Origin of the sequence: Leucobacter sp. OH1287, assembly GCF_003859945.1 — a bacterium.
Taxonomy (GTDB): Bacteria; Actinomycetota; Actinomycetes; order Actinomycetales; family Microbacteriaceae; genus Canibacter.
The window spans coordinates 119,321-146,154 of sequence record NZ_RQYM01000004.1; the positions used below are offsets into that span (position 1 = coordinate 119,321).

Annotated in this window: 26 protein-coding genes and 3 tRNA genes; 18 read left to right on the top strand and 11 right to left on the bottom strand. The window is 53.9% G+C overall.

From position 1 onward, the window contains the following. From EII30_RS03515 to EII30_RS03540, 6 genes are read left to right on the top strand one after another with little or no spacing between them, the layout of a single operon-like run. Nucleotides 1–1,149 (top strand): hypothetical protein, encoded by a 1,149-nt coding sequence (locus tag EII30_RS03515; protein WP_124885952.1) that lies wholly within the window; start codon nucleotides 1–3, stop codon nucleotides 1,147–1,149. Next, nucleotides 1,150–2,142, top strand: coding sequence for an iron ABC transporter permease (locus EII30_RS03520; protein ID WP_124885953.1), 993 nt, complete (start codon nucleotides 1,150–1,152; stop codon nucleotides 2,140–2,142). Then, nucleotides 2,139–3,278, top strand: a complete 1,140-nt coding sequence (locus EII30_RS03525; RefSeq protein WP_124885954.1) for an iron chelate uptake ABC transporter family permease subunit — start codon at nucleotides 2,139–2,141, stop codon at nucleotides 3,276–3,278. The genes EII30_RS03520 and EII30_RS03525 overlap by 4 nt, the downstream gene beginning before the upstream one ends. Then, the gene (locus EII30_RS03530) at nucleotides 3,278–4,078 is read left to right on the top strand and encodes an ABC transporter ATP-binding protein (protein ID WP_124885955.1); all 801 of its coding nucleotides are present in this window, start codon (nucleotides 3,278–3,280) and stop codon (nucleotides 4,076–4,078) included. Before EII30_RS03525 ends, EII30_RS03530 begins: the two co-directional genes overlap by 1 nt. Next, nucleotides 4,075–4,959 carry a lytic transglycosylase domain-containing protein gene (locus EII30_RS03535; RefSeq protein ID WP_233569261.1) on the top strand — a complete coding sequence of 295 codons (885 nt, stop codon included), beginning with the start codon at nucleotides 4,075–4,077 and terminating at the stop codon, nucleotides 4,957–4,959. The genes EII30_RS03530 and EII30_RS03535 overlap by 4 nt, the downstream gene beginning before the upstream one ends. Continuing rightward, nucleotides 4,956–6,398 (top strand): alpha/beta hydrolase-fold protein, encoded by a 1,443-nt coding sequence (locus tag EII30_RS03540; RefSeq protein WP_124885956.1) that lies wholly within the window; start codon nucleotides 4,956–4,958, stop codon nucleotides 6,396–6,398. Before EII30_RS03535 ends, EII30_RS03540 begins: the two co-directional genes overlap by 4 nt. 33 nt (nucleotides 6,399–6,431) lie before the next feature. Here the strand turns inward: EII30_RS03540 and EII30_RS03545 are convergent, their stop codons facing one another. Next, nucleotides 6,432–7,139: an Eco47II family restriction endonuclease gene (locus EII30_RS03545; protein WP_124885957.1), complete on the bottom strand. Its 708-nt coding sequence runs from the start codon at nucleotides 7,137–7,139 to the stop codon at nucleotides 6,432–6,434. A 78-nt stretch (nucleotides 7,140–7,217) separates the two neighbouring features. Here EII30_RS03545 and dcm point away from each other — a divergent pair, with 78 nt between their 5' ends. Then, entirely contained in the window at nucleotides 7,218–8,507 is a 1,290-nt protein-coding gene (dcm, locus tag EII30_RS03550; RefSeq protein ID WP_124885958.1) for a DNA (cytosine-5-)-methyltransferase, read from the top strand. A 62-nt stretch (nucleotides 8,508–8,569) separates the two neighbouring features. Here dcm and EII30_RS03555 read toward each other — a convergent pair. After that, nucleotides 8,570–8,657, bottom strand: a tRNA-Ser gene (locus EII30_RS03555). A gap of 149 nt (nucleotides 8,658–8,806) precedes the next feature. Continuing rightward, nucleotides 8,807–9,274 (bottom strand): hypothetical protein, encoded by a 468-nt coding sequence (locus EII30_RS03560; RefSeq protein ID WP_124885959.1) that lies wholly within the window; start codon nucleotides 9,272–9,274, stop codon nucleotides 8,807–8,809. 223 nt (nucleotides 9,275–9,497) lie between these two features. Here EII30_RS03560 and EII30_RS03565 point away from each other — a divergent pair. From EII30_RS03565 to EII30_RS03580, 4 genes are all read left to right on the top strand, one after another. Next, a tRNA-Thr gene (locus EII30_RS03565) sits at nucleotides 9,498–9,569 on the top strand. Nucleotides 9,570–9,599: 30 nt separating this feature from the next. Beyond that, nucleotides 9,600–9,676, top strand: a tRNA-Met gene (locus tag EII30_RS03570). A 208-nt stretch (nucleotides 9,677–9,884) separates the two neighbouring features. Further along, complete coding sequence (locus EII30_RS03575; RefSeq protein WP_124885960.1) at nucleotides 9,885–10,652, top strand: FadR/GntR family transcriptional regulator; 768 nt, start codon at nucleotides 9,885–9,887, stop codon at nucleotides 10,650–10,652. Then, complete coding sequence (locus EII30_RS03580) at nucleotides 10,649–11,392, top strand: cache domain-containing protein (RefSeq protein WP_124885961.1); 744 nt, start codon at nucleotides 10,649–10,651, stop codon at nucleotides 11,390–11,392. Before EII30_RS03575 ends, EII30_RS03580 begins: the two co-directional genes overlap by 4 nt. A gap of 68 nt (nucleotides 11,393–11,460) precedes the next feature. Here the strand turns inward: EII30_RS03580 and EII30_RS03585 are convergent, their stop codons facing one another. The 7 genes from EII30_RS03585 to EII30_RS03615 all read right to left on the bottom strand — a co-directional run bounded on the left by EII30_RS03585 (nucleotide 11,461) and on the right by EII30_RS03615 (nucleotide 18,410). After that, nucleotides 11,461–12,309, bottom strand: a complete 849-nt coding sequence (locus EII30_RS03585; protein WP_124885962.1) for an ABC transporter substrate-binding protein — start codon at nucleotides 12,307–12,309, stop codon at nucleotides 11,461–11,463. Nucleotides 12,310–12,330: 21 nt separating this feature from the next. After that, on the bottom strand, nucleotides 12,331–12,984 hold the full coding sequence (locus EII30_RS03590) for an amino acid ABC transporter permease (RefSeq protein WP_124885963.1): 654 nt from the start codon (nucleotides 12,982–12,984) through the stop codon (nucleotides 12,331–12,333). 4 nt (nucleotides 12,985–12,988) lie between these two features. Then, on the bottom strand, nucleotides 12,989–13,627 hold the full coding sequence (locus EII30_RS03595) for an amino acid ABC transporter permease (RefSeq protein ID WP_158608647.1): 639 nt from the start codon (nucleotides 13,625–13,627) through the stop codon (nucleotides 12,989–12,991). Then, the gene (locus EII30_RS03600) at nucleotides 13,627–14,400 is read right to left on the bottom strand and encodes an amino acid ABC transporter ATP-binding protein (protein ID WP_124885965.1); all 774 of its coding nucleotides are present in this window, start codon (nucleotides 14,398–14,400) and stop codon (nucleotides 13,627–13,629) included. The genes EII30_RS03595 and EII30_RS03600 overlap by 1 nt, the downstream gene beginning before the upstream one ends. Then, nucleotides 14,393–15,601: an aspartate aminotransferase family protein gene (locus tag EII30_RS03605; RefSeq protein WP_124885966.1), complete on the bottom strand. Its 1,209-nt coding sequence runs from the start codon at nucleotides 15,599–15,601 to the stop codon at nucleotides 14,393–14,395. Before EII30_RS03605 ends, EII30_RS03600 begins: the two co-directional genes overlap by 8 nt. Then, nucleotides 15,598–17,136: an aldehyde dehydrogenase family protein gene (locus EII30_RS03610; RefSeq protein WP_124885967.1), complete on the bottom strand. Its 1,539-nt coding sequence runs from the start codon at nucleotides 17,134–17,136 to the stop codon at nucleotides 15,598–15,600. The genes EII30_RS03605 and EII30_RS03610 overlap by 4 nt, the downstream gene beginning before the upstream one ends. 128 nt (nucleotides 17,137–17,264) lie before the next feature. Continuing rightward, entirely contained in the window at nucleotides 17,265–18,410 is a 1,146-nt protein-coding gene (locus tag EII30_RS03615) for an FAD-binding oxidoreductase (protein WP_124885968.1), read from the bottom strand. A gap of 280 nt (nucleotides 18,411–18,690) precedes the next feature. Between EII30_RS03615 and EII30_RS03620 the strand changes: the two genes are divergently transcribed. The 7 genes from EII30_RS03620 (at nucleotide 18,691) to EII30_RS03650 (ending at nucleotide 25,422) form a co-directional block, all read left to right on the top strand. Next, on the top strand, nucleotides 18,691–19,479 hold the full coding sequence (locus tag EII30_RS03620) for an electron transfer flavoprotein subunit beta/FixA family protein (RefSeq protein WP_124885969.1): 789 nt from the start codon (nucleotides 18,691–18,693) through the stop codon (nucleotides 19,477–19,479). Between the two features lie 5 nt (nucleotides 19,480–19,484). After that, complete coding sequence (locus tag EII30_RS09110; RefSeq protein ID WP_305029039.1) at nucleotides 19,485–20,498, top strand: electron transfer flavoprotein subunit alpha/FixB family protein; 1,014 nt, start codon at nucleotides 19,485–19,487, stop codon at nucleotides 20,496–20,498. Next, a complete protein-coding gene (locus EII30_RS03630; protein ID WP_124885970.1) occupies nucleotides 20,482–21,633 on the top strand; it encodes a cytochrome b/b6 domain-containing protein in 1,152 nt (383 codons plus the stop codon). The genes EII30_RS09110 and EII30_RS03630 overlap by 17 nt, the downstream gene beginning before the upstream one ends. A 77-nt stretch (nucleotides 21,634–21,710) precedes the next feature. Continuing rightward, entirely contained in the window at nucleotides 21,711–22,436 is a 726-nt protein-coding gene (locus EII30_RS03635; RefSeq protein WP_124885971.1) for a 3-oxoacid CoA-transferase subunit A, read from the top strand. 54 nt (nucleotides 22,437–22,490) lie between these two features. Beyond that, nucleotides 22,491–23,171, top strand: a complete 681-nt coding sequence (locus EII30_RS03640) for a 3-oxoacid CoA-transferase subunit B (RefSeq protein WP_124885972.1) — start codon at nucleotides 22,491–22,493, stop codon at nucleotides 23,169–23,171. Then, the gene (locus EII30_RS03645; protein WP_124885982.1) at nucleotides 23,171–24,346 is read left to right on the top strand and encodes a thiolase family protein; all 1,176 of its coding nucleotides are present in this window, start codon (nucleotides 23,171–23,173) and stop codon (nucleotides 24,344–24,346) included. Before EII30_RS03640 ends, EII30_RS03645 begins: the two co-directional genes overlap by 1 nt. Nucleotides 24,347–25,176: 830 nt before the next feature. Then, nucleotides 25,177–25,422, top strand: coding sequence for a hypothetical protein (locus tag EII30_RS03650; RefSeq protein ID WP_124885973.1), 246 nt, complete (start codon nucleotides 25,177–25,179; stop codon nucleotides 25,420–25,422). Nucleotides 25,423–25,432: 10 nt separating this feature from the next. On the opposite strand, the gene EII30_RS03655 is transcribed toward EII30_RS03650, so the two are convergent. Next, nucleotides 25,433–26,598 (bottom strand): IS3 family transposase gene (locus EII30_RS03655; protein WP_233569262.1). Its coding sequence is split into 2 segments (ribosomal slippage): nucleotides 25,433–26,311 and nucleotides 26,314–26,598, totalling 1,164 coding nucleotides; the frame shifts between segments, so codons are not numbered across the junction. Between the last annotated feature and the right edge of the window lie 236 nt (nucleotides 26,599–26,834).

Genomic DNA, 26,834 nt, shown 5'->3' on the forward strand with positions numbered 1-26,834 from the left:
ATGCACCGCAAAACTGACAGCGCGCTCCGGCGCGGGCGACTGCTGAAGCTTTTCACTGGTCTCGGCGCGCTTGCGGCTGCGGCGCTGCTGATTGCGCAGCCCGCCGCAGCGCTACCACCGGACGGCCCGAGCCCCAACACACCAGGAACCTATGTTGAGGTGTGGCCAACAACCGTGAAACACGGTGACGTCTTGAATTTCCGTGTCACCGGCTTCCCGGCGGGTGAAATCATCCACCTGAAATACGATGACGGCGACGCGAGCGTCTGTGGCTCGTCCGCTGTGCACGGCGCCTGTGTTGTGCACAAGCAGGTTGTGCCGTCATCCGGTGTAACCGTCGGCTCGGTCGTTATCCCCGCTGACCTGCCAACCGGTCGGCACTGGATCCGCTTCCTCGCCTCGAAAGAGGTGCCCGGCGGTGGTGTGCTCGGTTTCACCCTGCACGGTAACGACGGCGCGAGCGGTAACTCCACCTTCTCAGTTGTCGCCGGGGCTGCACCCGGCGCGGGCGCGGGAGTGAGCGCAAGCGGCGGTAGCCCAAGCGGTTACGCAACCGGTGGCGGCGGGGTGAGCGGATCCACCACGGGCCAGGGCGGCACAGTGCTTGACGCCCCAACAACCGCCGGTGAGGTGGCAAAAGCAACCCCCGGCGAGGTAGCCACAACGGAGCCGCAGGCCGCACCACAGCTGCCAATCAAGTCTGCCGCAGAGCTGAAAAAAGAAAATCGCGGCGGTGTGAAAGCAGTGATCGAGAACAATCAGCTGCGGTTCTCGGTAGATCAGGAGCTAGCGAACGAGTGGGTGTTTGTTTACGCCTACCCTGATAAAAAGGAGCTCGGTTGGCAGCAGGTCGCAAACGATGGCACACTCAGCTATCCGCTTTTGGAGCTGGAGCCGGGCGAGCATAAATTCGCGGTGATTGATGTTGATAACGCACTCGTAGGTTGGGACGATCTGACCGTTGACGCGAAAACCGTTGCCAAACTGCAAGAACAGGTGACCGGTGTGCCAGCTGATATTTCGGACGAGAGCGGCACGGCGGTGCCGTGGGTTGGAATCGCGGTGCTCGCGGGCGCGGTGCTGCTCGCGGCGGTGATCGTTGTGACGGTGCTGAAGCGCGGATCCGGCGCGGCTGGCGGCAACTCCTAAATGCGGCTGAAAAGCTCGGTGCTGCTGATAGCGCTGCTGTTACTGACGGTGACGGCAGCGCTCAGCATCGCCATCGGCAGCAACCAGATCCCGCTTCTGCGCACGGTTGAACTACTGTTTGTGCCAGACAGCAGCTTCGAGTCAACGGTTGTGCACGAACAGCGTATCCCCCGCACACTGCTGGTGATCGCGGTCGCCGCAGCGCTCGGAGTCGCGGGCGCTGTGATCCAGTCGCTGACCCGCAACCCGCTTGCAGACCCGGGAATCCTCGGCGTTAACGCGGGCGCGTCACTCGCGGTTGTGCTCGCCGTTGCCGTGTTCGGGATCGCAAGCATCTGGTTCTATCTGTGGTTTGCGTTTATCGGGGCGGCGCTCGCGGCTGTTGTTGTCTATCTGCTCGGCAGCGCCGGCGGCAGCGCGGCAACCCCGGTGCGTCTAGCGCTCGCCGGTGTGGCAATCGGCATGGCGATCTTTTCTCTCGTGCAAACCGTGCTTTTAACCAATCAGCAGGCGTTTAACGAGTTTCGGTTTTGGGCTGCCGGATCCGCTGAGGGACGCGGCTATCCGGTGCTGTTCGCGGTGATCGGGTTTATTGTCGCCGGGTTAATTCTCGCCTTCGCGATCGCCCCGGCGTTAAACGCGATGGCGCTAGGTGATGAGGCGGGCAAGGCGCTCGGCGTGAACGTCACCCGCACCCGCGTGATCACGATGATCGCGGTAACACTGCTCGCTGGTGCGGCAACCGCCGCTGTTGGCCCGATCAGTTTTATTGGGCTCGGCGTGCCGTATGTGGCGCGTGCCCTGTGCGGATCCGACCAGCGCTGGGTGCTGCCCGCTGCGGCGCTGCTAGCCCCAACGATGCTGCTCGGCGCGGATATTATTGGCAGGGTTGTTGCAACCCCGTCTGAGGTGCAGGCGGGGATTGTGGCGGCGATTATCGGCGGGCCGGTTTTCGTTGTGATCGCCCGCAAGAAGAGGATTGAGTCACTATGACGGCTAAGCAGAACCCCGAGCCGGGCGGGCAGCGCGCCGCAGCGCGGGGGGCTGGCCAGCCAGGTTCCGGCCGTGGCCGCCAACGCCACGCCGAGCACCGCAGCCGCCACACTGTTTTACGGCTCGGCCCCGCCACGATCCGCCCCGAGAAACGCACCCTCACGGTCGCGATTCTGGTGCTGGCCTCGGCAACCGTGCTCGGCCTTAGCGGCATGCTGATCGGCGACTACCAGCTGTCTGTTGTGCAGGTGGTGAGGGCGCTGTTTGGGCTGGAAGCGGATCCGCTCGCTAACTATTTTGTTGGCGATATTCGCCTGCCGCGGGTGCTCGCGGCACTGCTGGTTGGGGCAGCGCTCGGGGTGAGCGGCGCGATCTTCCAAAACATTTCTAATAACGCACTCGGCAGCCCCGACATTATCGGTTTCACAACCGGTGCGGCAACCGGTGCGCTCACCCAAATTGTGCTGTTTGAGGCGGCGCCAACCGTGGTCGCAATCGGTGCGCTGGTCGGTGGTTTTGGCACCGCGTTTCTCGTCTACCTGCTCGCCTGGCGTGGCGGTCTCGGCGGCTACCGCCTAGTTTTGGTCGGGATCGGTGTTTCTGCTGTGCTGTCGGCGATCAACTCGCTGCTGGTTGTGCGCAGTTCCCTGGTTGCGGCGCAAACCGCGGCACAGTGGCTTGCCGGATCGCTCAACGCAACCACCTGGGGTGAGGTGGAGCTGCTCGCACTCGCGCTCGCGGTTTTGCTGCCCGCGGCCCTGCTTAACGCCCGCCCCCTCGACATGATGATTATGGGTGACGATGTTGCTTCAAGCCTCGGTGTGCGGGTTGAACGCACCCGGGCGCTGATGGTTGCAATCGGCATTGCGCTGGTGTCGGTTGCGACGGCGATAACCGGCCCGATCGCGTTCGTCGCGCTCGCAGCCCCGCAGATCGCAAAGAAACTATCGCGGTCGTCCCGCATCGGCATCGGCAGTGCGGCACTGATGGGTGCGGCGCTGGTTTGCGCGGCGGATCTTGTCGCCCAGCGCCTGTTTGCCCCCACCGAACTGCCGGTCGGTGTTGTCACCGGTTCGCTCGGTGGTATCTATTTGGTTTGGCTTCTTGCCCACGAGTCTAGAAGGAAGGCGGTCTAATGGCTGAGGCTGTGAGTGCCCCGCTCATCGCAGAGAGTATCCGTGTCGGCTACGGCAACCGGGTGATTATTGACGATTTGAGTGTGACGATTCCGGCGGGTGAGCTGACCGTGATTGTTGGCCCGAACGCCTGCGGCAAGTCGACGCTTTTGCGTGCGCTTGCGCGGATGCTGCCCGTGACAGCGGGCCAGGTGGTGTTAGACGGCACCCCGATTAAAAAGCTCGCGCCGAAGGCGATCGCCCGGCAGCTGGGCCTTTTGCCGCAGAGCCCGATTGCACCGGACGGGATTATTGTCGCCGACCTGGTTGCGCGCGGCCGCTACCCGCACCAGGGTATTTTGAAGCAGTGGTCGGACGCTGACGCCGCCGCCGTGCAGCAGGCGATGGTGCGGGCCCGTGTTGATGAGCTCGCTGACCGCCCGGTTTCTGAGCTCTCTGGGGGTCAAAGGCAGCGGGTGTGGATCGCGATGGCGCTCGCCCAGGACACCCCGATTCTATTGCTTGATGAACCAACCACCTACCTGGATATTTCCCACCAGGTTGAGGTGCTGCGTCTGGCGCGCCAGCTGCAGCGTGAGGGCCGCACCGTGGTTGTGGTTTTGCACGAGCTGAACTTGGCGTTCCGTTACGCAACGAACCTGATTGTGATGCAGGACGGCGCGATTGTTGCCCAGGGCGCAGTTAACGATGTTGTGACCGCGGAGCTGGTGCACGAGGTTTACGGGCTGCCGTGTGTTGTGCTCACCGACCCGGTTTCGGGTCGTCCACTGGTTTCGCCCACCGAGGAGGCTGAGGTTTGACCGGGCAGGGAGGTCAGGGTGGCAGGGGTGGATCACGCTCCCGCCGCCTCGCCTGGTTCGGCGTTGCAGCTCTCGCTCTCGCCGCGCTGCTGCTGTTGGGCGCGGCCGTTTTGCGGCCGTGGGCTGTAGGGCCAGGCGGGCAGAGCGGCGCCGCTGCTGAGGAGATTGGCGGGGGTGGATCCGCCCGGGACGCAAAAACGGCCCGCAGCGGCGGCGACTCCCCTGTACGGGTGCCGGTTCCCGGTGCCGAGGATGACGCGGAGGGTGCGGGCGGAGGTTCCGCCGGTGCTGGCTCTGGCAAGCTGACCGGGATCGCCGCGAAACCGTCGAGCGCGTGGGTTAACAGCACGGCCGAAAAAACCGGGATTCCAGCGCGGGTGCTCGCCGCCTACGCGGGTGCGGAGCTCGCGGTGAAGCGTGAAACCCCGGCGTGTGGCCTCGACTGGGCGACGCTCGCGGGTATCGGCGAGGTTGAGTCCGCGCACGGCACCCTCGCCGGTGGTGAGATTCGGTCGAACGGTAAACAGCAGCCCGCAATTTTCGGGATCCCGCTCAACGGTGTCACAACCGAGCACATTCCAGACACTGACGGCGGTTCCCTCGACGGCGACCCGCAGTTTGATCGCGCGCTCGGCCCGATGCAGTTGATCCCCGAGACCTGGCAGCGTTTCGCCGCAGACGGCAATCTTGATGGGAAGACGGATCCGCAACAGATTGATGACGCCGCCCTAACCGCGGCCCGATATTTATGCACTGACGGGCATGATTTGCGCACGCCAGCGGGGTGGATCCAGGCGGTCGCCGACTACAATAACACCGCCGACTATAATAATCGGGTGGCGGAGGCGGCGAACAGTTATCGGCAGCGGGCGGCCGCGTGACCGAGGCGCGCACACCCCCGAAGGTGAGGCGGCCCGAACCCGCGCCGAGGGTTTTCAGCCCCGCCGTTGCCGAGCTTAAAAAACTGCTCGCGATCGCTGATTCTGCGGCGGATCCGGGACCGGCGCGCGAGGAGGTGCTGCACGAGTTTCACACGGTTGCGAGCGAGACTCCGCTGTTTGAGGAGAGCGGCCTCGCGGGTCACACGATTGTGACGTTCCTGTTTTGGGACGCAACCGCCGCCGATGTGCTGCTTTTTGCCAACAGACTAACCGATGAACGCGATATTGTGCGCAGTCTAATGGATCGCGTTCCCGGCACCCCGATCTGGTCGCTGTCGTATCTGATGCGCGACGACTGGCGCGCCAGCTACGCCTTTGTGCCGCTTAAGAGTTGGCAGGGGGCGCGGCTGCGCGAGGCCAATGCGGGTGCTGGGGCTGGGGCTGGGGCTGGGGTTGCCGGGCTTGCCGTTCCCGCTGGCGCGGGCGCGACCCCTGGATCTGCTGCGCCCGGCACCGAACTAAACCGCCCCGACCAGCTGCGGCTGCGGGAGCTGCTCGATCGCGGTGTGCCGGATCCGCGCAACAGCGTGCGCTGCATGAACCGCGTCCGCAAACCGATGTCGATTGTTTCCCTGCCCGACGCCCTGCACGACCCGTGGCCCGCCGACTGTATCGCCGTGCAGCACCCGGAGATTTACACCGGACTCGCCGGCACGCTACAGCACGCCGCGATGCCAGGAGACGCAGGGCCAGACGGGCAGGAGCTGTGGCTGTATCATCCGCCCGCGCTAAGAGCTGACGTTGACGCTGACGCCGACCGCGCCGCCGACCGTTTCGCTGACGGCGACCTGCCGCTGCTGGTTGTCCTCGACGGCGACACGTGGCTAACCCAGCAGCACCTGCACCGTATCCTGGAACGCCAGATGCTTGCGGGTGAACTGCCGCCGCTGCGTGCCCTGTTTGTTGCGAGCGGGGGCCGCGAGAACCGCTGGCAACGGCTCCACGCCGCCGCCGAATTTGAGACTGTGCTGGTTGAGAGTGTGCTGCCGTGGGCGCGCACCCACTGGCGTCTACCCGCCAGCGGACTCACCGTTTTAACAGGTCAGAGCCTCGCCGGATATGTCGCGATCACCGCCGGTCTCCGCCACCCGCGCGCGTTCAATCACGTGATCGCGCAGTCCGCGTCGCTTTGGCAGGCGGATCCGTTCCAGGCGCTCGCCCGCCACGGTTCACGCCACAGTTTCGAGGCCGCCGACTCCCCGCAGCTGCACATTCAGGTTGGTTTGCAGGAGTGGGTGCTGCTTGAACCACACCGTGATCTCGTGCGGAACCTGCGCGAACAGGGCTGGAATGTTACGGCAACCGAATACAACGGCGGACACGACTACGTGCTCTGGCGCGCGCACCTCGTGGAGACGCTGCGGAGGGTGCTGCGGTAGCGGCGAAGGCAGAGAGGTAGAGGCTAGTGCAGATTAGCGCAGGAACGCTCGCCTGTACAGGTCAAGCGACAGATCATCATCTGAGGCTGGGAGTTGCAACCCGTATTTGATGCTCAGAATCCTGTTGATAGCCTTGTATGTCTTCTCAAACGCATCGGGGTCACCTGTCGATAGCTCATAGACCTTTCTCGCACTGATAACCCTGATGTTTTCTTCTTTAGCTCGGTTTGAGACCTTCCACGGCACATCGTCCTCAATTACCTTCTGTATGACCTCAATCAGGTAGAAGGTCGCGCCCTTGTATTCTTTAAACTTCTGCGCATCAATGAAGGTTTGGAACAGATTTTCCCTGGACGAAGAGTTCATCGTGTTGAACTTGTTTTTCACCTCTGCAAAAGCGGGTTTCCCCGTCTTTCCAAAGGGTTCTGGGTGGATCAGGTCAAATCGGCCGCCAGCAGCTCCGGTGCTCTGCCAACCGGGCAGCCTCCCAAGTAGCTCCTGGTGGAACGCCCCAACCGCGTTTGATAGCGTTTTATTGGTTTGACGCCTAACCTCCAGTGGTAACCAGTCCTCTAGCGAGGTGTCTAGACTGGCTGCTTCAAACACAGCGTTGAATGGGTCAATGATGTTTTTGTGTGGATTGTTACGGGATTCCGCTTTCTTCAGCGCGTCCATAACCTTGTCAACGGCTTGCTCTAAAACATCGCCGCCGAAAATATCCAAATCCTTTGGAGCCAACATGAATAAATTATAAAAGTGACAGTCACACACGTCAACAAATAACCATTACATAGGCAATGGTTATGGTAGAGTTTTTTCATGTCTAAAATCTCGATTTCAGCCGCCGCAATTGAGGCGAACGTTTCTATTGACACGCTTCGCAGGTGGGATAAATTAGGCATTTTACGAGCAGAGAGAAGCCCTAAGGGGATCCGCCAATATGATCTGGGTGAGGTGCTAACCCTGGTAAACAAGCGCCGCTGCCGTACCTCTGGCGAGCGCCACGCCTACACCGTGTTGGAGGATGCCGAGCCGAACGGCTACACAGTCATCGATCTTTTTGCCGGTGCTGGCGGGACAGCGCTTGGCCTCTCTAACGCAGGTTTTGAACACCTGCTGCTCGCCGAGATTGATAAGCACGCTGCAACCACCCTGAAAACCAACCGGCCAGAGTGGAATGTGTTAAACACCGATGTCACTACGATTGACTTCAGCGAGTACCGCGGCAGGGTTGATCTTATCGAGGGCGGATTCCCTTGCCAGGCGTTCAGCTACGCCGGCCACTCAAGAGGGTTTGAGGACACTCGCGGCACACTGTTTTTCGAGTTTGCCCGCGCGGTTAAAGAGGCCATGCCCAAGGTGTTTATTGGTGAAAACGTAAAGGGTCTGCTCAAACACGATGGCGGCAGAACACTCGCAACCATGCTGAAAACACTGAGAGAGATCAGGGATCCCGAGACCGGGGTGGGTTACACCGTCGCATACCGTGTTGTGCGTTCGCAGTACCACGATGTTCCCCAGAAGCGGGAGCGGCTGATTTTAATTGGTGTGCGCTCAGACGTTGGCGACACTGTCTACTTCCCGAAAGAGAGGAACTACATTGTTTCACTCTGGGACGCGATTGGTGACAAACCTGTTTCGCCGGGTCAAAAATACCCTGAGGCTAAGAAGCAAATTCTGGACTTGATTCCGCCGGGAGGTTACTGGAAGGATCTGCCCGATGAACTGCAGCGTAAGTATCTTGGTGGATCCTACCACCTGAGCGGCGGTAAAACGGGGATGGCTAGGCGTCTCAGTTGGGACGAACCATCGCTGACACTCACCTGCTCCCCCGCACAAAAACAGACCGAGCGCTGCCACCCGGAGGAAACGCGCCCACTTAACATTCGAGAGTACGCCAGAATCCAGTCGTTCCCCGACAGCTGGACTTTTGCTGGTGGTTTAAGCCAGCAGTACAAGCAGATCGGAAACGCTGTTCCGGTTAACCTTGGATACTATCTGGGCAAGTGCGCTCAGGCGATACTGTCGAGCAGTAACGAGACAGAGCAGAGCGAACAGTCGAACTTCAGTGACTATGTAGAGCCTGCCAAGCTGGCAGAGTACGCGTAATCCCGGGGCAACTCGTCCACCCCGGGACTACCCGAAGAATCCCCGAAATATCAAGGAAAAATTGGCGGAGGATAGGGGATTTGAACCCCTGAGGGCGTTAACCCAACACGCGTTCCAGGCGTGCGCCATAGGCCGCTAGGCGAATCCTCCCTGCGCCGATCCACCAACGACACCGCCGAAAACGGCGGCACCTCCGGCAGAGGACACCATACAACTCTACCGCAAAAACCCCGCCGCTGCTACGCGAGCGGACCACGCGCACAAACCAGCCAACCAAACCGGCTGACCAAGCAACCAAGCTAGGCGAGCGGGTGCGGCATCATCTGGCCGCCGTAGTCGTCGTCCTCGGTGCGGGGCTCAAGCCCGCTCGCGAACGCGAAGCCCCACGCGCACCCCATCAGGAACAGCGCGATCACCGCGAAGGGATTACACAGTGCCACGCTCATCTCCAGCAGCACCGGATCCGCCCCGATCGGAGCAATAATTGACCCGCTCTCGCCCGCAACCTCGTCGGGCACAGTCAGCGCGAACCCGAGCGCGCTCACCCATGCGAGCGGCTGCAGCACCCACACCGCGCGTTTAATCGCGCGCCCGCGCCGAATCGCGACCCCGATCCGCTGCCAGGTGAGCACCGCCAGCACCGCATAGGGCAGCGCGATGCCGAGCGCAAACCACAGCCACCGCTCCCCCTGCAGCCCGAACGGGATGCGCCCGAACGCAATCGCGCCCGCAAGCGCCACACCAATTACCGCCGCGAGATGTCGCAAAGCCACTCCGTTTCTGTGTTACTGTTTCTGCCTTCTATTTTAAGGGGTGGATCCGCCCCCGCCGCGCCCCGCACCCCACCGCCTAAGCTCCCCACGCCGGCGCGAACCGCCGGGCGCTCACGCGCAACAGCCCGTGCGCGCCACGCCGAAACCCCTGGTTGCCAACACAAAATTTGCGCTCGCCCGGATTATCTGTTATTTTTGTTAAGTTGCTTACAACAGCGCCCCGATAGCTCAGTGGTAGAGCACTTCCATGGTAAGGAAGGGGTCGCCAGTTCAATCCTGGCTCGGGGCTCAAGGTCTTGTTAATTCTAGAGGCCGGCGCGGCTGAGTAGCTCAGGTGGTTAGAGCGCACGACTCATAATCGTGAGGTCGCGGGATCGAGCCCCGCCTCAGCTACCAAACTTTTTCAGCACAACCGGCACCCTGTTACTTGGTGCACTTCCCCTCCCTCACACCTAAAAGAAATCCAGCTAGGAAGTCTTAGAATCGCTCGCTCTCACTGCTGTTTAGGCTCAATTGCAGATGCGGTTACATTCTCAAGTAATCAAAGACTAGAATCGTTATTAAAGTCAGGGACTTCACTACAGGATTATTAGACAACGATATTATGACTGATACTATTGGGACGCTAACTAGACGAGTCTTGTTTTCACCTTTGAGCGACTCTGGGCGAACCGAGGTTGTAGTTGACAAAATTCGTGCAGCAATCACTTTGGGAGTCTTTGCCGATGGAGAACAACTCCCAAACGAAATAGAACTTGCCGCACAGTTGCAGGTCTCTCCGGTTACACTCCGAGACGCTCTTAAAGTAATCCGTAAAGAGGGTCTTGCTCGCACTACAAGAGGTCGTTCAGGGGGAACTTTTGCTATTGCTCCTGATGATTCTCACCTGCTTAGAATTGAGAAACAACTAGCCAGTATTGCGGTGATTGAGCTCCGCGATTCTCTCGACTGGCTAGCATCCCTGACCTCACACAGCGCCTATCTGGCGGCAGCCCGTGCCTCACCGAGCGAGGTTCGCACGCTAACTGTTGCTGCTGAACAAATCACTTTTAACACAAGCGCAACTCAGTCTAGAAGGAACTTTTCACGCTTTCTAATCGGCGTATCCGCAACGGCTCGATCAGGGCGTCTGACTCGTGAGATGATCACCCACCTAATTGACATCGCCCCGATTCTAATGCTTGTTCTGCGTGCACCAGATGTAAGAAGGAGCTGCCATCAGGTGGCTGTAAAGCTGGTTGAGACCATCGGAAAGCAAGACCAGGTTGCTTCCCAATACCGCGCTGTTGCACTAATTGAACTTGTCAGCGAGAAAGTGCTGGAGTTGCATCACCGTCTGGCACGACCAGAGCTTTCTAGGAGTGAGAAATGAGCAGTTTTGCACCCGACAACGTTGCACTAGCTTTGGAGCAAGCAGCCAGCGATATAGAGACATACATAGCTCGGATACAGCGTCCACTTGCACAGATTACTTCAAAATTTTCATCTCTCTGCGCTGATAGAGCAGCTACAGCAGGAAAACAGACTCCGTCCCTTGAACAAATTGCGAACACACTCGAACAGTCTTGCCTCGATACGCTTGATCAACCCAGCCCTCGTTTAATCGAAGGGATCGGACTTGCATGGGTGACTGAGGCCGATACTTCCGGATTGGTGTGGTGGAGATCTGATAATCGCGTTATAGCTAGAAAGCATCACGTACTTAACCCAAACGCTGACTCTTTCTACGATTACCGGAATTCGCTATGGTATCAAAGCGCACTTGACACACAGGGCATAACGATTGTTGGCCCTTATTTTGACGCCTGGGGAACGGATGATCATGCGCTAACAGCGGCGGTAAGAATAATGAGCAGGGAGACTGTGTTAGGTGTTGCAGCGGCAGACTTGAACGTGCAGACCTTTACTGTCCAGGTGTTTAAGTATCTTTCATCTCTACCTGTAACGGTGCTTTTGGGTGTGGAAGAACGGATTATTGCTTCAAATCATGCTCTGCTGACGCCAGGGCTGCGACTCAGTCCGTTCCTCTTAAAAACAGGACTGAAGAAGCAGTACAGTCAGCCACTCTCTGTTCACGGCTGGGAACTGGTGACTCTGGCTGAAACAGATTGAGTTGCTAACAAGGCCAGGGGGCCGCCTTGCAGCAGCCCCCTGAGTTGTGATCCGTCGTGCGAGAATAGCTATTGAATAACTCGCGCCTCGCCCACTTTTGCCGCAGATTCTGGAAGGCCAAACTCCGCAAGAATGTCTACCAAACGGCCATCAGAGCGCATCTCTTCGATCTTCTCGTCAAAGACCTTGGCAAAGTCGCTTGCCGCAGGATTAATCAAAATCGTTGCTTGAGAAGGCAGGCTGGTGGCAGACACTCTGTCATCAGATTGCAAAACCTCAATTTTGTAATCCTCTCCTTCTGTTGCGATCACCGCAGCTCCGTAGCCGTCTAGTGCTGCGTCAATTCGCCCAGATTTCAGGTCTTTAGCAAGGCTTACGGAGTCCGGATAAACACGTGTTTCCGTATTTGGCAGTTTCTTCAGGTCTTCAACCCACAGATAACCTTCAACAGTGCCGATGGTTTTGTTTAGTAGCTCGTCAACCTTTTTGAATCCTTCTTTCGAATAGACAGAAAGCTCGTCGATATATGTTGGCGTGCTGAGTGTTACAACGTCAGCACGTGCCTGGGTCCTATAGAACCCTCCCAGCGCGATATCGACTCTGCCCTGTTCAACAGCTGGAATCGCCGTAGCGTAAGTGTATGGAGCATATTCGATTGCCAAACACTCTGCCTGAGCAAACTCTTCAGCGATTCTGGCATCGATTCCTGTCATCTTGCCATCCTTCTCGAAAGAGTACGGTGGCGTGTTTGTGAGGGCTACCGTAAGCACACCCTCTTTTACTGTCTCAACTCCGACAGCGGGCGTACAATCAGAATCGGCTGCCATCTGATTATTAGCTTCTCCTGCGCAGGCAGTTAAAACCAGCGCAGTAGCCCCAAGTATGGCAGCAGCTTTCAGTTGTTTTGTGGTTTTCATCGTGATCCTCCTTGTTGAGTTTTATATAAGGTGACGGCTCATCCGTTTTTCTAAGTTCTCTACTAACCACCCTCCGGGCACAGTAATTAACAGGTACATAATGCCCGCCACTGTTAACACCGGTAGATACTTAAAGTTCGCTGCTCCGATCGAGTATGCCTGGCTAAGTAGTTCTGGCAATCCTAGCGTGAACGCGAGTGAGCTCACCTGCAGAATCAGAATCGCAAAACCTAGTAGCGTGGGAAGCGCGACTCGCAGCCCCTGAGGAGCCAGGATGAACCTTAAAATATCCCAGGTCTTGAGCCCTAGTGCCGCGGCAGCTTCCAATTCGCCTTCGTTTACAGACCTTAACCCCGCACGAATGATCTCGCTTGTGTAAGCAGATGTTGTTAGTGCTAGCGCGACTACAGTCGCCAGGTACGAATCTAGAACAATGCCCACATCAGGTAAACCAAAGTAGACCATTTGCAACATCACTATCGCCGGCATTCCTCGGCCTATCTCCACGTACACAATTGTCAACCATCTGACAATCCTGCTTCGCGACTCAGTAAGTACCGCTAAAATCAACCCGAGTGGAATACCTAGTAGAAGTGCCAGTAAGGTTACCTGAACGCTCAAGGACAAACCCTCCAGCAGTCTTGGTAGCCATCCAATGATTTCTTGAAGTTCCATTGAGCTAAGCCTTCCTACCCGTGTGTAGTTTCTTCTCCAGCCACCGCGAGAACGCAGCCAAAGGCGTGCCCATAACGATATAAACCGCCGCCGCTATTACGAACGGCAACAGACCGTCTGAAGAGCTCCGAGCGCTTTGATTGGCGACGAACATAATCTCAACAACGCCTATAGTTGAGACGATAGATGAGTCTTTGAGAAGAGAGATGAGCCAGGTGATCATGCTTGGAAACGCGACTTTAAATGCCTGTGGTCCTACCACATGAGTTAGCATGATTGGACCAGTTAGCCCAAGAGCGCTTGACGCTTCGTATTGTCCTCGATGTACAGCGAGAATACCTCCACGATAGATCTCGCAGAGATGTCCTGCCGATATTAACCCCAGACCCACTATGGCTGCCGGAAGCGGCTCCCAGCGAATAATGTCTGCACCTAGGCCAAAGAATAGGATGAAGACGAAGACAACAGGAGGCACTCCCCGAAGAACATCAACAATAGCTTTTCCGACGATTCTTAGGATAAGAAACCGTGAGCGCCTTGCAGCCAGAAGGGGCAGCGCTAGAATCGAGCCGCCAACAAAGCTGCCCAATGTGACAAGCAGTGTCACCGGCACGACTGCCAAAATTTTTACTAAAACGTCCATCATCGATCCGTAATTGCCGATAGAAACTTCTTTGTCCGAGGGTTTTTGGGCTCAGCGAGAACCTCTGTCGGTAGACCAGCTTCTAAGATCTTGCCGTCAGCCATTACGACTAAGCGATCAGCAACCTCTGCTGCAAAGTGGATTTCATGTGTGACCACAATCATCGTCATTCCTGCGTCAGCAAGTTTTCTCATCACAGCAAGCACTTCGAGACCAAGTTCAGGATCTAATGCGCTGGTGGGCTCATCAAACAGCATAATTTCAGGCTCGAGTGCCAAAGCTCTTGCAATCGCAACCCGCTGTTGCTGGCCTCCAGAGCATCGCTGCGGATATGTGTCTACCTTCGCAGCCAGCCCCACCCTTTCAAGCAATGACCGGGAAACTTTATCTGCCTCTTCTCTGCTACGCCCTAGCACTCGTTCTTGCGGGAATGACACATTTCTCAACACGTTCATGTGCGGAAACAGGTTGAATGATTGAAAAACCATTCCTACTTTCCTACGTAGCTTCAGAAGCTGCTCAGTCGAGACTCGCTTGGAGAAATCAATGTTCTCTCCAAGCACAGTAAGTTGCCCAGAATCAGGTATTTCAAGTTGGTTTATGCTCCGCAACAACGTTGATTTGCCTGAGCCACTTGGCCCGATTATCGCAACAACCTCACCCCGTTTGACACTCAGGGATACCCCGTCTAGTGCTGCATGGCCACCGTATTCCTTCCGGAAATCACTAATGGACAGTACAACTTCTTCGTTTGGATTTCTCTCTTCACTCATCAGAGCACCTTTCCCTCACAGCAGCCACAGAGTTAATTACAGCCTTTGCAATTTCCTCCAGATCTGACATCTTCATCGCTGTTGAAAGCGCCAACAGTCCGTTCGTGCCCAACATGACTCCCCGCTCGTATGTTTCCCACCAGAAATTCTGTTGACTAACTGGTTCCAGAATCCGCATCAGTGATCCATAACCGTTAACTAGAACACCCGCAGAAAGCAGTTTTTCTCGTAGGATGTCACCGAAGTTATTCAGATCGCTTATGGCCGTATTGTCATACTCCTCAAGGGCAACTCTGCCAGCAGTCATCGTCACTGGATTAGCGCTGAATGTTCCGCCCCAACTAACCGGTGTTGTGATTCTAGGATCGAAAACAGCTAGAACGTCCTGACGTCCTGCTACAGCACCAACTGGAAAACCTCCGCCGATAATCTTTCCAGCAGTAATCAAGTCAGCTTGGACGTTGTATTTGGACGCAAAACCCGCCTCCGCTAACCGCAGCGTTATAACTTCGTCTATGATCATCAGCGCGCCCAACCTTGTCGTGGCGGCTCTGACGTGATCCACGAAATCCTGTTCCGCTGGTTTCATTCCGGCTCGATTCGGCAGCAGATCTATCAATACCGCTGCCAAATTACCGCCGACATACTCTATTGCTCGATCGAAAGCATCTCTATCCCCTTGTGGCAGCACAAGTACATCTTTATCGACCCCTGCAGAAAGACCAGGGGCGCCCTTCGGCACCACCACATCTGCTGTTCCGTGATAGCTTCCCTCGAAACGTATCAAAACGTCTCGGCCGGTATAAGCACGAGCTGCACGAATGGCTGTCATCACTGCTTCGGTCCCGGAATTCGAGAACCTCCACTGCTGATAGCTTGTTCTCTCCTTCAGAAGCTCGGCTAGTGCGATCTCGCTTTCAGTAGGTATCCCAAAAGCAGTACCGGTTTGCAGAACTCTAGTTACTGCATCGTTGATTTGCCGCCGCGCGTGCCCATGTATCAGCGACGTGTAGTTGTTATTACAATCAATCGACACATGACCGAGCTGATCTGTCACTCTGCAGCCCTGTCCCAACTCCGCATACGGAGGCGCCGGATCGACAAACACTGTTGATCTGGTGTTTCCGCTTGTCATCACTGCTTTTGCGCGAGTAGCAAACGGATGAGAGCCATACTGCTTCCTAAACTCTGTAGCGCTCATTTCAATTCCGCCATCGTTCTATTTTGTTCGCGCATGAAACCTTGCAGGTAGTGAACGCCAAGCCCGCCTTTACCGGCAGTTCCTGACATTTTCCACCCACAGAATGACTGCATTCCAGGCCAGGCTCCAGTAGTTGCTCCGCTAGCGCGATTGGTGTAAAGCACACCTGCTTCAATGTCATCGAAGAACTGATCCACCTCAGAGGTCAGAGCAGTAAAAATACCTGCGGAAAGTCCGTATTGACTCGCGTTAGCCTCTTGTATCGCCTCCTCCAGGTTAGATACCCTGGTAACGGTTAGAAACGGCGCGAAGAGTTCCTCGCGGGTAAGGACGTGCCCTTTCGGCAAATCAGCAACGATAATAGGGGCATAAAAATTGCCTTCACGGCTTAGTTTGCCGCCGGTCACAACGGTTCCGTCAGCCTGAGCAGTGCTCAACGCCTCATCAATTCGGTGTGCAATTGCATCATCGATCACAGGCCCTAGGTCTGTTTTGCTATCAAGCGGATCCCCAACCACCAGCGCCTCAGTCAAGCCTTTTAATCTGCTTATCAGCTCATCAGCGACTTTTTCGTCAACAATCACCCTTCTACAAGCACTACATTTTTGTCCACTCAACCCAAAAGCGGAACGGACGATACCTGTTGCTGCTGCTTCTAGATCTGCAGTTGCCGTAACAATCGTTGGATTCTGGCCACCCATCTCGGCTAAGACTGGCCTCGGCATACCGTTCGGTTTCTTAGTTTCATGCATTTTCCAGCCCACCTGTGCTGAACCGGTAAAAGCAATACCGTCAACGTCACTCTCAACCAGTTGCTGACCGACTGTAGCGCCACCGTGTACGATGTTCACGACACCGTCAGGCAGATGCTTCGCGATGATTCCTGCTACAAATGCTGATGCGCGTGGTGTTTTGTTACTTGGCTTGATCACCACGGTGTTTCCCGTAACAAGCGCAGCAACTGCCATCCCAACCATCAAAGCAACGGGGAAATTAAACGGCACGATCACTGCAAACACTCCATAAGGAAGGAGGATGTCAAAGTTACGTTCTCCGACTTTTCCTTCCTGCTCGACAACGAAACCGCGATTCTTAGAGAACTGACCGCAGTAATGGGTGATCATGTCGACCACCTCTTGCGTCTCTCCATAGGCTTCAAGCCTGGTCTTCCCTGTTTCCAAAGCGAGCAGCGCTGAAATGTGAGAAATTTCGCTCAATATTTCATCCCTAGCTTTGTACAGCATTTTGTTGCGACTGGAGTATGCAAGTTTTCGCCATTCCTTCGACGCTTCTTTAGCAGCCGATACGGCTTTAGTTACCAACTCGGGGGTTGCTGTGTACGCCGCACCAGATTGAACCTTTAGCTGCACTGGATCTCTTCTGGAGATAACATGCTCTGTCTCGAACCTGTGTCCTTCGATCAAGTTGGTTTCTATAGGAGAATCTGCGGAACGCAACTTCTTTAGTTGGTCCTCGAATTCCTTGTTTAGCTTTTCATCGTCCAATCCGGTCGATGCGTAATTTACGGTTGTCATTGTTGCTCCTTCATTGCAGTTGCTCTTAATTTGCGACCTATTTGGCGCCGAGAGTTGATATTAGTTTTCCGGCTAATCACCTAAACTCATCTTCGTTAGTGATTCACAAGCCTTCTCGACCATCTGATCTAGTTGTGCAATCGCTTCGCACTCCAGTCCTCCTCAATCTCGAATCCGGCATTGTTTTCGCCTTTAATTTCAGCCGCTGCGATGCGCGCAATGGCAGGTGCGAGCTGTATCCCAGATCCGCCTGCTCCCAACGCGCAGATGACCCCGGGTTTGTCCGGATGTTTTCCAACGATTGGCTTCAAGTCAGGTGTTGTTGGGTAAATGCCCTGCCAGCTACGATCAAGTTGCAAGTCTTCTGCATTCTGTAGCCGGCCAAAAAGCAATCCTGCGATTCTTTCCAGCATCTCATCTGTCACGCTTTGCAACTGCATGTCCGGATCTACTATGTCGCCTGTTATCTCGTCTGTATGCAACCCTGCGATAAGATGCGCTTTACCTTCTGATCTGAAGTAGACACCATCTACTCCAGATCCCGGAACATAGTCCATAACAAACGGAGTTCCGCTCGTGGCACCATCTAGCTTGATTGTGATGGCACCCTGTAATTGTGGCTGTAATGGAACCGGCGCGTTGAGCATATCTCCTACCTGTCCAGCATGTGCACCAGCAGCATTTACCACATAATCAGCATCAAACGCGGCCTCAGAGGTTTTGATTTGCCACATACCTTCAATGAAATCCGCTGCTAACGCGGGTGTTCCCGCGTGCACTCTTCCGCCTTTTTGTCGGATCAGCCTTGCCAACGTTTGGCAAACCTCGTAACCGTCTACATAGCCATCCCATTTGCCATAGAGTCCTCCAACCACATCTTCAGTTATCAAATGCGGCCAACGGTTAGCAATTTCCGCTGAGGTTAAGAGTTCGGTGTCGGTAATTCCAAACCCGGCTTGTATTTTTTGACTCTCTTGAAACCTTGCCATGTCATCTTCGCTCTTACCAAGTCGTAAGTAGCCGCAGTGCGTGAAACCCACTCCGTGATTCTCTTCTAGATCGCTAAACACATCCCTAGCGAATGCGCGCACCTGCACATCTTTGCCAGTGAAATATTGTGTTTCTACCATTCCAACAGATCGCCCAGATGATCCATCGCCTGGGTTTGCCCCGTCTAGAACATCAACCTCATATCTGTCGTTATCGAGCAGTTCCAGCGCTGTAAACAAACCAAGAACACCTGCACCAATAATGACCACTTTCTGCTTCTTCATCGAATTTCCTCTCACGTGAGATAGTCGCACCACCAGATGTAGTAATACCAACCAGCTTCAACACTATAGAACTATTGTTTTAAACTTAACCCCAAAGTCGCATTGTGTCAAATCCGAGACAAGGAAAATTATAATGGCTGCTTTTCGCCGCAATATCACTCGATTAGTAAAACAACAAGACTATCGTATATGATTGCATGAAGCGCAACCGCGTATAGCACACAGGCTGCCACATAGCGCCAGCCCGATCACGACAAGCGTTAGACACCAAGGGAAACCAATGCGAATCGTAGTACTAATCAAAGAAGTCCCGGACTCCGCGGCAAAACCCAGCCTCAACATTGAAACCGGGTTGACCGTACGCCAGGAAACAGATAATGCTATTGATGAGATAAACGAGCGTGCCCTGGAAGCTGCGCTACGCCTCGCTGAAAAGTCCGAAAACTCTGAGGTGGCGCTGCTATCGCTTTCGCCAGCATCGGGTGAAGCCGTGCTCAGGAGAGGGCTGGCAATAGGCGCCGATTCAGCAACCCATATTTGTGATCCGCTCTTAGTCGGCGCAGATCTTGGTCTAACAGCTCGTGCCTTGTCTGCATCCCTACAAACAACAGAGTTTGATCTAGTGATAGCTGGCAATTCATCTAGTGATAGCGGAACGGGAGCAATACCATTTATGCTCTCTGAAATCCTAGGTATCCCATGCGTCACCGGATTGTCATCCCTGGAGCATGTTGACTCCCAAAGTTTCTTAGCAACTAGAAACACTGAAACGAATGTTGAAACACTAAAAGTTGCCTACCCAGCGATTGTAACTATTACAGAGTCGTTTCCCGAGTGTCGGCACCCAAATTTCAAAGGCATATTGGCCGCGAAGAAGAAGCCGTTACAGGCTCACAACTTGAGCGATCTAGGCTTAGAAATTAATCCGGAAGCTGTAGCCTACTCTGTCGTTTTATCAGCGAGCCAAAGACCAAGCCGCGCGGCTGGCGTGAAAATAGTAGATTCGGGATCTGCCGCCAAAGAACTAGCCCATTTTTTGATGAGCAAAGGACTACTAGATAGGGGGTAACGGTCTTGTCTACAACAGTGATCAATCCTATTTTGGTGCAACCAGACTTTAACCTTACGGGTTTAATCAGCGATCAGAGTCTGAGCTTGATTAATGTGGCAAGCACCGTTGGAACACCTGTGGTCATTCTTCCAAAGCTAGAGGACAAAGAATCAGAAACCATTAAATCTCTTGCATCAGCTGGCGCTTCTGCTGTACTTAGAACCTCATGCTCCTGCAAATCATCCGTTAGTTGTGCGGTTACGGCAATATGCTCCGCCATCAAATTGACAGCTGCGGATGCCATTCTTCTCACGACTTCTGATCCCCACGTTGAGATAGCTGCGAGAGCCTCTATACGGGCAGGAATACCTCTGGCAAGTAATGCAGCGAAAATACTCAGAGATGAACTGGGGATTGTCGCTGAGCATAGCGTATTTGGTGGCAGCTATTCGGTAACATCTGCGCCTACTGTAGGTCCCCTACTAGTCAATTTGCTAACCTCACCGACTGAGACCAAGATTACTAGCGCAGTAGGCATCGACCCGTTGATCATTGATCTAGAACATTCCTGCAGCGCGGCAGAACAGTACGAAATCACTGCAAGCACGCCCAAAGACATCGACTTATCTCGCCCAAAACTAAAGACTGCACAGACAGTAGTGGCTGGGGGTCGTGGACTAAACACGACTAAAGATTTTTCGTTGGTTTACGAGTTAGCCGATACTCTACATGCCGCGGTAGGGGCATCTAGGGCTGCAGTAGATTCAGGGTTCGTCCCTGCTGATCTGCAGATTGGGCAAACCGGGTTATCGGTAGCTCCAGAACTATACATAGCGTTGGGGATTTCGGGTGCGATACAGCACGTAGCTGGAATGCAAAACTCCCAAGTCATAGTTGCTATCAACCAAGACGCCGACGCACCAATCTTCAACATCGCAGATTTCGGGATCGTCGGGGATCTTTTCACGGTAGTGCCGCAGCTAATTAGCGAAATCGAAAGTTTGAACAAGAAGAACAACTATGCCGAAGAAAACTGACAACCCAGGAATTGAAAAACCTATCAGGCGGGGGCTTCCACGTGTTTCCTCTGGTGATCCGTGGCCCCCTGAATCACACTGTATAAACATCTACGGTGTGGCAGAGTCGTCAATATTTTGCAGTATCACAACAAGTCCCAAAGACTCAACAAGCAATAATAGCTCTGGCAACCTTACAGGCCAGAAAGAGCCCGCTGCCTTGAGCACTCTACCTACTGTTGCCAAAAAGTCAGGCATGAAAATAGAGGTGAGAGTACTTCTCCTCTTCATGGCTGCTGCGCTTATGGCCTTTGTCATTATGGGCGCACAGTCCCTAGTACAAACAAGAGATGTTAAGGAGTTCATTACTCTATATCCTGGAGTGATTACCCAACCGTTAGAGACTGTGCACGGTGTCCCGATCTGGCTAAGCTGGCAACATTTCTTGAACGCTTTCTTCATGGTTCTGATTATCCGTTCTGGACTCCAGATACGAAGAGAGAGAAATCCCCGTGCGTTCTGGTCCCCTCGGTGGAACCGCAACAGAAAGATCAGCCTAACTGTATGGCTACACCAGATGCTAGACCTTCTGTGGTTGCTGAACGGTGTGATTTTCATATTCCTTCTGTTTGCAACAGGGCAATGGGTCAAGATTGTTCCGCTCAGTTGGGAAGTATTCCCCCACTCCGTCTCTGTTGCGTTGCAATATGCTTCACTAGATTGGCCAACAGAAAATGGGTGGATCCACTACAACGCATTACAACAGTTAGCCTATACTGCAACAGTTTTCGTCGCTGCGCCGCTTGCAGCGCTTACCGGATTTAGACTAGGCAGTCTATGGCCGACAAAATCTGCTCTGCTTAGTCGCTTATACCCAGTTGCGATAGCGCGGAAGCTCCACTTCTATGTGATGATCTACTTCGTCTTTTTCATCGTCGTACATGTGACACTGGTGTTTTCGACTGGAGCCCTTCGAAATCTAAACCACATGTTTGCTGCTCAGGGATCTTCTGACCCTTCTGAATTCTCGCGGAACTGGCTTGGATTCTGGCTCTTTATGTTGGCCACCGCAGTTACTATTCTCGCTGCCTGGTTCCTAAAACCGCGAATAATAAGTCCCCTCGCAAATCTTCTCGGAAGGGTTAGCAGCAAATAGCATCACAAACCACCCCAGCTCAGAACAAACTCCAAACAAATTAGGCAACCCAAACACAATCTCAGATCGGCATCAAGATGATTAATAAAGTTATAAGCTCAGTTGCTGAAGCTCTGGCTGACATACCCGATGAAGCAAGCATTATGATCGGGGGATTCGGCAGAGCCGGCCAACCCGTCGAGTTGATTAATGCCCTAATTAAACAGGGCGCTAAGAATTTAACAATCATTAATAACAACGCTGGGAATGGCGATACTGGGCTCGCCGCACTCCTAAAGCACAAGCGGGTTAGGAAGATTATTTGTTCATTTCCTCGGCAATCTGATTCATGGGTTTTTGATACCCTCTATCGCAATAATGAAATCGAGCTGGAACTAGTACCGCAGGGTAACTTAGCGGAACGAATCAGAGCAGCTGGTGCTGGCATAGGCGGGTTTTACACCCCGACAGGAGTGGGCACTGCCCTAGCAGAGGGCAAAGAGAACCGGGAGATCAACGGAAAAGACTACGTTCTAGAGTATCCGTTACACGCCGATTACTCCCTAATCAGCGCATACCAGGGTGATCGCTGGGGAAATTTGGTCTACCGAAAGACAGCTCGCAATTTTGGTCCGATTATGGCGAGCGCAGCCACAACTACCATTGCGCAGGTGGATAGAGTACTGCCACTGGGTTCTCTCGACCCTGAGCATGTGGTTACTCCTGGAATCTACGTGAACAGAATTGTGCCCGTGGGTGAGAGAGGTTGGCTAAAGAACGGAGTCTTCACAGGCGGTGTGGATCTATCAGGCAACCCTCTATAACCAGCACCTCTAGGAAACCGGTTTATAACAGCATCCCAAAGGGAAGAGAATGAGATGACACGCAAACTAACTCGACAGCAACTGGCTGCACGCATAGCAGCAGATATACCTGAAGGTTCAATCGTCAACCTCGGGATCGGTGCTCCTACGCTGATTGCCAACTATTTAGACAGCGAATCTGAGATTGTCTTACACACTGAAAACGGGATGCTCGGAATGGGTGGCGCTCCGGAAGAGACAGCGGTTGACCCTGATCTGATCAATGCAGGAAAACAGGCAGTTACTGAGGTCTCCGGTGCATCTTATTTCCACCATGCTGACTCGTTTGCCATGATGAGAGGCGGGCACCTTGATGTGTGTGTACTGGGTGCTTTTCAAGTAGCAGCAAACGGTGACTTAGCAAACTGGTCAACCGGTGAAGCTGACTCTATTCCGGCAGTGGGTGGCGCTATGGACTTGGCGATAGGCGCTAAGAGCGTCTATGTAATGACTGACCTGTTTACAAAGGCCGGTGATTGCAAGCTTGTTACCGAATGCACATACCCGGTGACAGGCAGGAACTGCGTATCCAGAGTCTATACCGATATGGCTCTCTTCGAGATAACACCCTCTGGTTTTGCAGTTTTAGAGAACTATACAGATATCTCTCTTTGCGACTTACAGACTTTGACCGACCTGCCCTTGCTCGATTTCACAACACAAAACCAAGACCACGATGAAAACGGAAGATCATGATTGCAACAACTTATATTTACGATGCTGTTAGGACACCTTTTGGGAAAGCTGGAGGCGTACTAGCTTCTGTAAGACCTGACGATTTGGCGGCGCTAGTTATGCGCGAGATAGTTCGCCGTAATGATGTTGATCCGGGCATGATCCAGGATGTAATTTTTGGTGATGCTAATCAAGCTGGCGAAGACAATCGAAACGTCGCCAGGTTCGGAGCACTACTTGCAGGCTTTCCAACCTCTGTTACCGGCGTCACCGTTAATAGACTCTGCGCTTCCTCAGTCGAGGCCGCCATTCAAGGCTCCCGGGCAATTGCAGCTGGAGACGCACAACTTGTGCTCACTGGTGGTGTCGAATCTATGAGCCGCTCACCTTTCGTTGTAGAGAAGTCTGCAAAAGGGTGGCCAGCGGTAGGGAACCAAACCCTTTGGAATACCTCGATTGGCTGGCGAATGGTTAATCCCGCCCTGCCAACGAGCTGGACTATTTCTAACGGGCAAGCAGCTGAGAAAATCGCTCAAGAGTTTCATATCTCTAGAGAAAAGCAGGACAGCTTCGCGGCACGATCTCATCAACTGGCAGCCTCTGCCTGGGCCTCGGGGGTGTTCGATGAAGAGGTTGTGAAGGTACCCGATGTGAACCTGGACCGCGATGAAGGGATCCGCCCTGACACAGATGTTGCTAGGCTCTCCACGCTGAAACCACTATTTACGCGAGAGGCTCATGGCTCTGTAACAGCTGGAAACTCCTCGTCCATAAATGACGGTGCCTCTGCTGTTTTGCTCGGCTCTGAGAATGCCCTTCCAACTGAGCCTCTTGCCCAGATAGTAAGCAGCGCTGCTCACGGTGTAGATCCAGATTACTTCCCCATCGCACCCATAGAAGCAGCCAATAAAGCCCTCGCCAAGGCAAACCTGACTTGGGCAGATGTTGAGTTTGTGGAGCTCAATGAGGCATTCGCCTCACAAGCACTCGCCTGCATCGCAGGGTGGCCAGATATGGATCCATCGAACGTGAACATCCACGGTGGCGCTATTGCGATAGGTCACCCGCTCGGCGCCTCTGGCGGCCGCATCATAGGACACGCTGCTCACGAGCTCAAACGTCGTGGATCTGGCATAGCTGTTGTGGCAATTTGCATCGGCGTCGGACAAGGTCTCGCTATGGTGATTAAGCGGTGAAATCAAAATGGTGAGGGAGCATAGTGCGGTGTTTGTGCCGTAATTCGTGACCTCCAGAATGGCGTTGATTGTCAGAGCGCAGGATGGCTCACTTTTACTGCGGTTTTGGCTCAATTCTAGATGCGGTTACACACTGAATTGCCTGGGGTTTTGTTGCGCACCATTTGGGTGAAAGGAACTGTATCTATGGCACCAAAATTTTCTAGTGCGTTTTAAGAACGCTACTACCTTTAACAGTGAAACATCACCAGGTGCACTCATGTAGGAGGTTGCCGAGAAGTTGGGCATATCACCATATACAATCAAAGACAGGATGCGCCAGAATTCTACTCCCACAAAAATAGTAATGCTGCTGTGATTGATTACGGGGCAAACGTTCGTTTACGGGCTAAAAATCTTGAACTCCGCAGGGTGTACAATCTGCTTAAAAGCCGAGGCAGCCTTGAGTAGATAATTAACCAGGCCCAACTCAACAATCTTGCGTCTCAAACTCTTCCTCTCTGCTACTAGTGAGCCATCCTCACGGTCTTGAGTCACCCTGGGATCGTAATACTATCACCTAATGCTTTTAAACTAATCCCAAGCTTCTGGGCGATCAAGCGGATCACCTTGCATAATAAACACATCTGGCCAGCAACTAAGAAATCACTCACCAAATGAACAGCGAGCTGCTTAAACTCCACTCAGATTCCTTCAGCATAAGAACCATCTTTCAGGTTTCGCCCCGGTATGAAACCCGAACGGGTACGATGCGACAGAATTAATCATGAACTATAACACACCTTGCAGTATACCTATCTTTTGATTCTAATGACATATAAAATGAGAGAATGACTGATAAGATTGACAACAACGTACTCGACACACTTACACTCCGTTTTCTTGGTGAAAACAAAGATGGTTCTGCTATCCACGAACTTCCTGCAGCCCACGTCGCTGAAGTGCTTCAAGGCCTAGTCAAGATTGCCAGCGATTTCGACAAAGCAAGTGAATTGAACACAGAATACCCTGGCGGCTTCGAGGTGCTGGTTCGACCCGCGAAAGAAGGATCCTGGGACTGCTGCTGGTTTTGGTGACAATCACTATCTAACCGTGCGCAGTCGCGCACACTCCCATCATGGCCTCGAACTCTATAGGCGTCAACCTAGCTAACCGCTTCTGCCTGCGCCTGCGATGATAAGTCCTTTCTATCCACATGAAAATCTCCTGCCTAAGCTCCCTCCGAGTGTTCCACACCCTCCGATCAAGCACGTTCTTTTGCAGCAAAGCAAAAAACGATTCCATAGCCGCATTATCGCCACAAGCGCCAGCCTTACCCATCGAACCTTGAAGCTTAGCCACTCGCAACAGACTTATGAACTTCCCCGACCGGAACTGGCCACCCCGGTCTGAATGAACCACACAACCGGCAACATCACCCCGCAAAGCAACAGCCGCCGACAGTGCCCTAACAGCAAGATCCGCCGTCATCCTGGAATCCATCGCATAACCCACAATCCGGTTAGAGAACAAGTCCTTAACCGCACACAAATACAGTTTCCCCTCACGGGTAGGATGCTCTGTAATGTCAGTCAACCAAACCTGGTTAGGCTTAACGGCAGTAAAGTTACGCTGCACCAGATCATCATGAATCGCAGGCAACGATTTACTGGCTTTAGGACCCTTCCTTACAATCTTGGCTTTAATCCCGATACTGTTACACAGCTTCCAGGCTGTTCTCTCTGACATCACCAGTCCACGTTCAGCGGCCTGATCGCAAAGCAGTCGATACCCAAACTCTGGCACCTCCTCATGGATTCTCTCAAGCATCCTAAGCCGCTGTTCCCGCTGTTTCTCCCGTAAGGGTTTCTCCGGGTTTTTAAGCCACCTATAGTAAGGCTGTCTTGCTAGTTTCAGCACCCTGCAGCAGGCACTTACCGGTATCCCGCTAGCTGATAGTTCTCTAACTAGCGGGTAGAACCTTTTGACGGTATATGCGCCTGTGATAGAAACGCTGCCGCGCGACGGAGGATTTCTACCTCGTATTCAAGCTCCTGCTTTTCCCTTTTAAGTTTCGCTATCTCCGCCTGCTCGCTGCTGGTTACTCCTGGCTTGCTGCCATTGTCTATACGATACTGTGATAGCCACCTGCCCAGTGTGCCTGGTGAGATGCCGAAGCTGTCAGCAATTTGCGTAAGCGTTACCCCCTCTGGTCTAGATAGAGCAACCTGGATTACCTCGGCGCGAAACTCTGTTGAAAATGATTTTGGCATGTTAACCCTCTTCCTGTTTCAACAATAGTTGAAACAACTGTATGGATTGTCACCAAAACCATCATCACTCCCCCCCCTAGGAAAAGCCGCAACAATCGAACAACTAAACGACCAACTCAAAACAGCAATCAAAATCTACAACTTCAATGTCGGTGACGGTCGAAAAGTAGCCCAAAATGACGGGCGAAAAGTAGCCCAACAAACGTACTGCTATTCTACCTCTGTTCTAGCTACAT

Coding starts and splice junctions, on each gene's coding strand:
- EII30_RS03515 (WP_124885952.1), top strand. CDS start 1: ATGCACCGCAAAACTGACAGCGCGCTCCGGCGCGGGCGACTGCTGAAG.
- EII30_RS03520 (WP_124885953.1), top strand. CDS start 1,150: ATGCGGCTGAAAAGCTCGGTGCTGCTGATAGCGCTGCTGTTACTGACG.
- EII30_RS03525 (WP_124885954.1), top strand. CDS start 2,139: ATGACGGCTAAGCAGAACCCCGAGCCGGGCGGGCAGCGCGCCGCAGCG.
- EII30_RS03530 (WP_124885955.1), top strand. CDS start 3,278: ATGGCTGAGGCTGTGAGTGCCCCGCTCATCGCAGAGAGTATCCGTGTC.
- EII30_RS03545 (WP_124885957.1), bottom strand. CDS start 7,139: ATGTTGGCTCCAAAGGATTTGGATATTTTCGGCGGCGATGTTTTAGAG.
- dcm (WP_124885958.1), top strand. CDS start 7,218: ATGTCTAAAATCTCGATTTCAGCCGCCGCAATTGAGGCGAACGTTTCT.
- EII30_RS03575 (WP_124885960.1), top strand. CDS start 9,885: ATGACTGATACTATTGGGACGCTAACTAGACGAGTCTTGTTTTCACCT.
- EII30_RS03580 (WP_124885961.1), top strand. CDS start 10,649: ATGAGCAGTTTTGCACCCGACAACGTTGCACTAGCTTTGGAGCAAGCA.
- EII30_RS03585 (WP_124885962.1), bottom strand. CDS start 12,309: ATGAAAACCACAAAACAACTGAAAGCTGCTGCCATACTTGGGGCTACT.
- EII30_RS03590 (WP_124885963.1), bottom strand. CDS start 12,984: ATGGAACTTCAAGAAATCATTGGATGGCTACCAAGACTGCTGGAGGGT.
- EII30_RS03595 (WP_158608647.1), bottom strand. CDS start 13,627: ATGGACGTTTTAGTAAAAATTTTGGCAGTCGTGCCGGTGACACTGCTT.
- EII30_RS03600 (WP_124885965.1), bottom strand. CDS start 14,400: ATGAGTGAAGAGAGAAATCCAAACGAAGAAGTTGTACTGTCCATTAGT.
- EII30_RS03605 (WP_124885966.1), bottom strand. CDS start 15,601: ATGAGCGCTACAGAGTTTAGGAAGCAGTATGGCTCTCATCCGTTTGCT.
- EII30_RS03610 (WP_124885967.1), bottom strand. CDS start 17,136: ATGACAACCGTAAATTACGCATCGACCGGATTGGACGATGAAAAGCTA.
- EII30_RS03615 (WP_124885968.1), bottom strand. CDS start 18,410: ATGAAGAAGCAGAAAGTGGTCATTATTGGTGCAGGTGTTCTTGGTTTG.
- EII30_RS03620 (WP_124885969.1), top strand. CDS start 18,691: ATGCGAATCGTAGTACTAATCAAAGAAGTCCCGGACTCCGCGGCAAAA.
- EII30_RS03630 (WP_124885970.1), top strand. CDS start 20,482: ATGCCGAAGAAAACTGACAACCCAGGAATTGAAAAACCTATCAGGCGG.
- EII30_RS03635 (WP_124885971.1), top strand. CDS start 21,711: ATGATTAATAAAGTTATAAGCTCAGTTGCTGAAGCTCTGGCTGACATA.
- EII30_RS03640 (WP_124885972.1), top strand. CDS start 22,491: ATGACACGCAAACTAACTCGACAGCAACTGGCTGCACGCATAGCAGCA.
- EII30_RS03650 (WP_124885973.1), top strand. CDS start 25,177: ATGACTGATAAGATTGACAACAACGTACTCGACACACTTACACTCCGT.